This window comes from Neisseria sp. P0014.S009 (genome assembly GCF_051958155.1).
GTDB lineage: Bacteria > Pseudomonadota > Gammaproteobacteria > Burkholderiales > Neisseriaceae > Neisseria > Neisseria flavescens_C.
In genome coordinates this window covers 1-238 of record NZ_JBQCVS010000246.1, presented here as the reverse complement: position 1 = coordinate 238, position 238 = coordinate 1, and the positions used below count along the sequence as shown (strand labels likewise).

1 rRNA gene is annotated in these 238 nt (G+C 56.3%); it reads left to right on the top strand.

What is annotated here, in order from left to right:
* Positions 1 to 238: ribosomal RNA gene (locus ACTHS4_RS12515) — 16S ribosomal RNA — on the top strand; the annotation flags it as partial.

Below are 238 nucleotides of genomic sequence, written 5' to 3'. Positions count from 1 at the left end.
AATACAGAGGGCGCAAGCGTTATTCGGATTCACTGGGCATAAAGAGCACGTAGGCGGCTACGTAAGTCGGATGTGAAATCCCGCGGCTCAACCGCGGAATGGCATCCGATACTGCGTGGCTCGAGGTCGGAAGGGGTAAGCGGAACTCCAGGTGGAACGGTGAAATGTGTAGATATCTGGAGGAACACCGGTGGCGAAGGCGGCTTACTGGTCCGAATCTGACGCTGAGGTGCGAAAG